This is a genomic window from Phreatobacter sp. (assembly GCF_052440005.1).
Lineage (GTDB): Bacteria > Pseudomonadota > Alphaproteobacteria > Rhizobiales > Phreatobacteraceae > Phreatobacter.
Genome location: NZ_JBQVQL010000152.1, coordinates 1 through 5916, shown reverse-complemented (window position 1 = coordinate 5916; position 5916 = coordinate 1). Strand labels below are relative to the sequence as shown.

Sequence of the window (5916 nt, the reverse complement as noted above, 5' to 3'; positions counted from 1 at the left end):
GACGAAGCCCGTGCCGACGCCGGCAAAGGCAAGGCCGTTGGCGCGGCCCCGGTGGGAGGGGGCGACGACGTTGGCGACGACGGGCGGGATGACGATCATCAGCACGCCCCCGGTGGCGCCGGACAGCGCCCGCAGCGCGATGAAGGCGAAGGCGGGCAGGGGCACCGCCGAGGCCGCGAAGGCGAGGACCGCGAAGGCGGCTGCGAGCGCGATCGCCGGCCTGACACCCAGCGCCCGCGCGGTGGCGAGCGCCGTTCCCGCCCCGAGGATGTAGCCGGCGAGGTTGAAGGCGCCGGCGAGGTGCAGCGTGGTCGGCGTCGCCCAACCGGCTTCGACCATCGCCGGGATCAGCGGCGGATAGCCGAAGCGGCCCATGCCGACGCCGATGAGCAGGCCGCAATAGCCGGCGAGGATGGGCGCGAAGAACCCGCGCCAGCCCCCCGTGGCGCCAGGACTCACGGGCTGCGCTCGACGGCGACGCTCCGGCAGTCCATCTCGTAGTCGAGCCCCACCACGGGCGGCCGGTTGAAGTGCCAGGAGAGGCCGCAGCGGGCTGCCCCGCGCCGGACGATCTCGTCGGCGAGGAAGGGATGGATGTCGTGGACGCAATAGACCTGCGCCGCCGTCGTGTCCGGCCAGCCGTGGCCGAAGGCGGCCATGCGCTTCTCCATCTGCTCCAGCACGAAGACGCCCTTCTCGCGCAGGCCCTGGGGGCTCGTATCGTTGAGGCGGACGATTCGCTCGGCATAGGGGCCGGCCCCCTCGCGCGCCTCGCCCGACCCGGAGATGACGAACTGCGGCACGCCCGCGTCGCCCTCGGCGATGAAGGAGAAGGCGTGGAAGGAGGGCTCCGGCGGGCCTGCGAGTTCCGGACAGACGTTGGATCGCGCCACCGGATTGGCCTTGGTCGCGGGGTCGTAGATGCCCCACTCGGCGAGCGTCCCGACATAAATCTCGTTGAAGGCCTTGAAGCCGGCATCGTCGAAGGGGGCCGGTGAACGCAACTCGCAGGCGCAGAAGGAGGTCAGCGGCCGCCCGGCACCCTGGATGAGGCCGGCGATGCGGGCAAAACCCTCCTTCAGCGGCACGGGATTGCGGAACATCACCCGCTCGACGTGATAGCCGGGCAGGGCGGCAGCCCCCGCGGAATACTGGAACACGCTCGGCACGTAGCGGTAGTTGCCGGCGGCAAAGTCGATCGGGGTCATCAGGGTCTCCGCGTTTCCTCGGCGGCGAGCCTCGCGGGTCCCCATCCCCCGGTCAACCGGCCCGAACGCATCGGCCGTCTGCCGGCGTCAGAGGACGTGCTCGACGCCGACGCCTCGCGTGTCCATCAGGATTTCGAGTCCGTCGATCGGCGGGCGGTCGCGATGCAGCGTCACGCCGTTGCGGCCGGCGCCGCGGCCGAAGACCTCGCGCTCCAACAACGGACCGAGGTCGTGCAGCGTATGGATCTGGACGGCGGTCGTATCCGCCCAGCCGAAGCCGAGCGGCGCCATCCGCGTCTCCATGTGGGTGAGCACGGTGCGGAGCTTGTCGCGCAAAGCGTCCGGCGACGTCTCGCCATGGCGGACGATCCGCTCGGAGAAATGGCCAGGACCCTTATCGAACCCCTCGCCGCTGCCGGCGACGACGAAGGAGGGGCGACCCGCGTCGCCGACGGCGACATGGGTGAAGGCGTGGATGGAGGGCTCCGCCGGCGCGTCGACGACCGGGCAGACGTTGGCGCGGGCGACCGGATTGACCTCCCCGTCGATCAGGCCCCATGCGGCGAGGGTTCCGGCATAGATCGCGTTGAAGGCGCGGAAACCCGCCTCGTCGAAGGGAGCAGGCGAGCGCAGTTCGCAGGCGCAGAACGCCGTGAGCGGCCGGCCCACCGAGGCGAGCATGTCGGCGATCTGCCGAAAGGCGTCCGCAAGCGGCACCGGCGTCGGGAAGACCGTACGCACCAGATGGTGCCCCGGCATGGCGGCGACCGCGCCGGAATACTGGAAGACGTTCGGCACGAAACGGTAGTTGCCCGGGGTGAAATCGACGGCGGTCATGAAAAAGGATTCCGGCGGAAACGGCTGCAAGCCTCGCGGCCCGGGTGGCGTCCGTCAACACGCGCCCGGTGCAGTCCGCCCCTGCATTCCCTTCCGGGACGGAGGGCGCCTCGCTATATTGCCGCCATGACCAGACTCGCTCCCCTCGTCCTCCTCGCCTCAGCCCTCGCCGTCCTGTCCCCCGGAGCCGCTGAGGCGCAGCGCCAGGCGCCCCAGAGCCGCGCCGAGGTGCAGCTCTCCTTCGCGCCCGTGGTGAAGCGGGCCGCACCCGCCGTCGTCAACGTCTACGGGGCCCGCGTCGAGCAGGTGCAGGCCCATCCCTTCTTCGACGACCCGATCTTCCGCCGCTTCTTCGGCGACCGGGGCGGGCAGGGCGGCCCGCAGGGGCCCGGTCGCGCCGAGGTGGCGCGCTCCCTCGGCTCCGGCGTCATCGTCGACCGCTCGGGCCTCGTCATCACCAACAACCACGTCATCCAGAACATGACGGAGGTGAAGGTCGCCTTTGCCGACCGGCGCGAGTTCGAGGTCGACATCGTGCTGCGCGATCCGCGCACCGACCTTGCTGTGCTGAAGCTGAAGAATCCGCCAGCCGACCTCGCAGTCCTCGATATCGGCGACTCCGACGCGCTGGAGGTCGGCGACATCGTGCTCGCCATCGGCAATCCCTTCGGCGTCGGCCAGACGGTCACCCAGGGCATCGTCTCGGCGCTGGCGCGCACGCAGGTCGGCGTCGCCGACTACCAGTCCTTCGTGCAGACCGATGCTGCCATCAACCCCGGCAATTCCGGCGGCGCGCTGGTCGACATGGCGGGCCGCCTGGTCGGCGTGAACACGGCGATCTTCTCGCGCTCCGGCGGCAGCCACGGCATCGGCTTCGCCATTCCAACCGCCCTCGTGCGCCTCGTTGTCGAATCGGCGAAGACCGGCAGCCAGACGGTCCAGCGGCCCTGGTTCGGCGGACGCCTTCAGACCGTCACCGCCGACGTCGCCGAGAGCCTGAGGCTCGCCCGTCCCACCGGCGCCCTCGTCGTCTCCGTCGTTCCGAATTCGCCCGCCGCGCGGGCCGGCATGCGCGCCGGCGACCTCATCACCGCCGTCGACGGGCAAGCCGTCGAGGACCCGGACGGCTTCGGCTACCGCTTCGGCGTCAAGCCGATCGGCGGAATGGCGAGCATCGCGGTCACCCGCAACGGCCGCAACCTCGTGGTGCCCGTCGCCCTCGAGCCCGCGCCCCCCGGCGGCCAGGACGCCGTGACCCTCGCCGGGCCCTCGCCCTTCGCCGGCGCCCGCGTCGCGACCCTCGAGCCCGGTATGGCCGACGAGCTTCGCGTCTCCCACCGCACGGACGGCGTCGTCATCATGGCGGTGGAGCCGAATTCGGCGGCCGGGCAGGTGGGGCTTCAGCCCGGCGACGTCGTTCTGTCGGTCAACGGCCGCGACATCCGCTCGCCGGCCGATCTGCGTGAGGCCACGGCCCAGCGCGCCCGCCTTTGGCGCTTCCAGATCGACCGCGGCGGACAGATCATCAATTCCATGATGGGCGGCTGAGCGCCGTGGACCTCTTCGAGGCCGCGGGCCCGGATCCGAAGGCACCGCGCCCGCTCGCCGACCGCCTGCGGCCTCAGACGCTGGCCGAGGTCGCCGGTCAGGAGCACCTGACCGGTCCAGACGGCGCGTTGACCCGGCTGCTGCGCACCCGCTCACTGGGTTCGCTCGTGTTCTGGGGGCCGCCGGGCACCGGCAAGACGACGGTGGCGCGGCTGCTGGCGGGCGAGACGGATCTCGCCTTCGAGCAGATCTCCGCCATCTTCACCGGCGTCGCGGACCTCAAGAAGGTCTTCGAGCAGGCCCGCTCCCGGCGCGTCCAGGGGCGCGGCACGCTCCTGTTCGTCGACGAGATCCATCGCTTCAACCGCTCGCAGCAGGACGCCTTCCTGCCGGTGGTCGAGGATGGCACGGTGACCCTCGTGGGGGCGACGACCGAAAACCCGTCTTTCGAGCTCAATGCCGCGCTGCTCTCCCGTGCCCGCGTGCTGACCTTCCGCTCCCTCGACGACGATGCGCTGGAAAAGCTGATCGCCCGCGCCGAGGCGCTGGAGGCGAAACCCCTGCCGCTCGACGCCGACGCCCGCCTCGCCCTCGTACGCATGGCGGACGGGGACGGCCGCGCGATCCTGACACTGGCGGAGGAGGTCTGGCGCGCTGCCGGCGAGGGCGAGGTCTTCGACACCGCCGGTCTCTCGGAGATCGTCCAGCGCCGCGCGCCGATCTACGACAAGGCGCAGGAGGGGCACTACAACCTCATCTCCGCGCTCCACAAGACCGTGCGCGGCTCCGACCCCGACGCGGCGCTCTACTATCTCGCCCGCATGCTCGACGCCGGCGAGAACCCACTCTTCATCGCCCGCCGCGTCGTGCGCATGGCGGTGGAGGATATCGGCCTCGCCGATCCGCAGGCCCTCGTCGTCGCCAATGCCGCAAAGGACGCCTACGACTTCCTCGGCAGCCCCGAGGGTGAACTGGCCCTCGCCAATGCAGTGATCTACGTCGCCACGGCGCCGAAATCGAACGCCGCCTACACCGCCTGGAAGGCCGCGCTGTCGCTCGCCAAGGAGCGCGGGAGCCTCACGCCGCCCAAGACGATCCTCAACGCGCCGACCAAGCTGATGAAGTCGGAGGGCTACGGCGACGGCTACCGCTACGACCACGACGAGCCCGACGCCTTTTCCGGCCAGGACTACTGGCCCGAGGCGCTGGGGCGCCAGAGCTTCTACCGGCCCGTCGAACGTGGCTTTGAGCGGGAGGTCGCCAAGCGCATGGAATGGTGGGCGAAGCTCCGGCGCGAGCGCGGCGGCTGACGCTTCACGCAGGGCCTGACATCCGCTAGGCCTTGGCCCATGACCAAGCTTTTCCTCGTCTTCCTCGGCTCCGGCATCGGCGGCGCGGCGCGCTACGGCGTCAACGTCTGGTCGCTGAAGGCCTTCGGGCCGGGCTTCCCAGCCGGCACGCTCATCGTCAACGTCGCGGGCGGCCTCGCCATGGGGCTGATCGCAGGCTGGCTCGCCTTTCGCGCCCAGGCGCCATGGAGCCAGGACCTCCGCATCTTCCTCACCACAGGCATCCTCGGCGGCTTCACCACCTTCTCCGCCTTCTCCCTCGACGCCGTGACCCTCATCGAACGGGGTGACTACGGGGCCGCCGCCCTCTATGTGGTGCTTTCGGTGGTTCTTTCGATCGCAGCCGTGGCGGTCGGCCTCGCCGTCATCAGGAGCTTCTCATGAAGGGCAGGGGCAAGCCGCCCGGTCAGGGACCCGTCGACCGCGGCGCCAAACGCTTCGGCGGCAAGGGCGCGGCCAAAGGACCTGCAAAGGGATTTGCCAAGGGACCCGGCAAGGGTCCGGGCAAGCCGGCACGCGGCCGTAGCGCGGGACCTGCCGGCGAGGCACCGCGCATGGGCGCCCGTCCGCCGTCCAAGCGCCCGCCCTTTGCCGCCGAGGCCGAGCGCGCGCCGCGCGGTCCGGTGCGCAGCCGCCGGCCCTTCGAGCGTTCGGACGATCGTGGTTTCGAGGATCGTCGCCCCGAGGAGCACGATGGCGAGCCCCGCCGCTCCGGCCCGCCGCGCCGCGAGCGAGTCCGGCGCGAGCCGACCGACCTGCGGTCCTTCGACGGTTCGCCCCGCCGCGGTCGGTCCGACGACTGGGACCTCGACAATGCGACATGGGCGCCCGATGCCGATCTGGACATCGACGCCATCGAGGAGCCACGCGCGTCGCGTCGCGAGCCGTCCGATGAGCGGCGCCCCGCACGCGCGGCGGACCGGCCGGTGCGCTCCCGGTCGCCGCGCGAGGAGGCTCCCCGTACGGTGGAGAGC

Annotated in this window: 7 protein-coding genes; 4 read left to right on the top strand and 3 right to left on the bottom strand. The window is 71.2% G+C overall.

Annotation, left to right across the window (positions count from 1 at the left end; translation table 11 throughout):
• The 3 genes from ACT6XY_RS22170 to cnbZ (ACT6XY_RS22160) all read right to left on the bottom strand — a co-directional run.
• On the bottom strand, positions 1-459 hold a 459-nt coding region (locus tag ACT6XY_RS22170; protein WP_444750477.1), incomplete at its 3' end, for a YbfB/YjiJ family MFS transporter.
• Complete coding sequence (gene cnbZ, locus ACT6XY_RS22165; RefSeq protein WP_444750476.1) at positions 456-1208, bottom strand: 2-amino-5-chloromuconate deaminase CnbZ; 753 nt, start codon at positions 1206-1208, stop codon at positions 456-458. The genes cnbZ (ACT6XY_RS22165) and ACT6XY_RS22170, both read right to left, overlap by 4 nt.
• Before the next feature lie 87 nt (positions 1209-1295).
• Entirely contained in the window at positions 1296-2045 is a 750-nt protein-coding gene (cnbZ, locus tag ACT6XY_RS22160; RefSeq protein WP_444750475.1) for a 2-amino-5-chloromuconate deaminase CnbZ, read from the bottom strand.
• Between the two features lie 126 nt (positions 2046-2171).
• On the opposite strand from cnbZ (ACT6XY_RS22160), the gene ACT6XY_RS22155 reads away from it, so the two are divergent.
• The 4 genes from ACT6XY_RS22155 to ACT6XY_RS22140 all read left to right on the top strand — a co-directional run.
• A complete protein-coding gene (locus ACT6XY_RS22155) occupies positions 2172-3593 on the top strand; it encodes a Do family serine endopeptidase (protein WP_444750474.1) in 1422 nt (473 codons plus the stop codon).
• Between the two features lie 5 nt (positions 3594-3598).
• The gene (locus ACT6XY_RS22150; protein WP_444750473.1) at positions 3599-4903 is read left to right on the top strand and encodes a replication-associated recombination protein A; all 1305 of its coding nucleotides are present in this window, start codon (positions 3599-3601) and stop codon (positions 4901-4903) included.
• 39 nt (positions 4904-4942) lie between these two features.
• A complete protein-coding gene (crcB, locus tag ACT6XY_RS22145; protein WP_444750472.1) occupies positions 4943-5326 on the top strand; it encodes a fluoride efflux transporter CrcB in 384 nt (127 codons plus the stop codon).
• A 170-nt stretch (positions 5327-5496) separates the two neighbouring features.
• Positions 5497-5916, top strand: a 420-nt coding sequence (locus ACT6XY_RS22140; RefSeq protein WP_444750471.1) for a hypothetical protein, incomplete at its 3' end; no start/stop codon positions are given.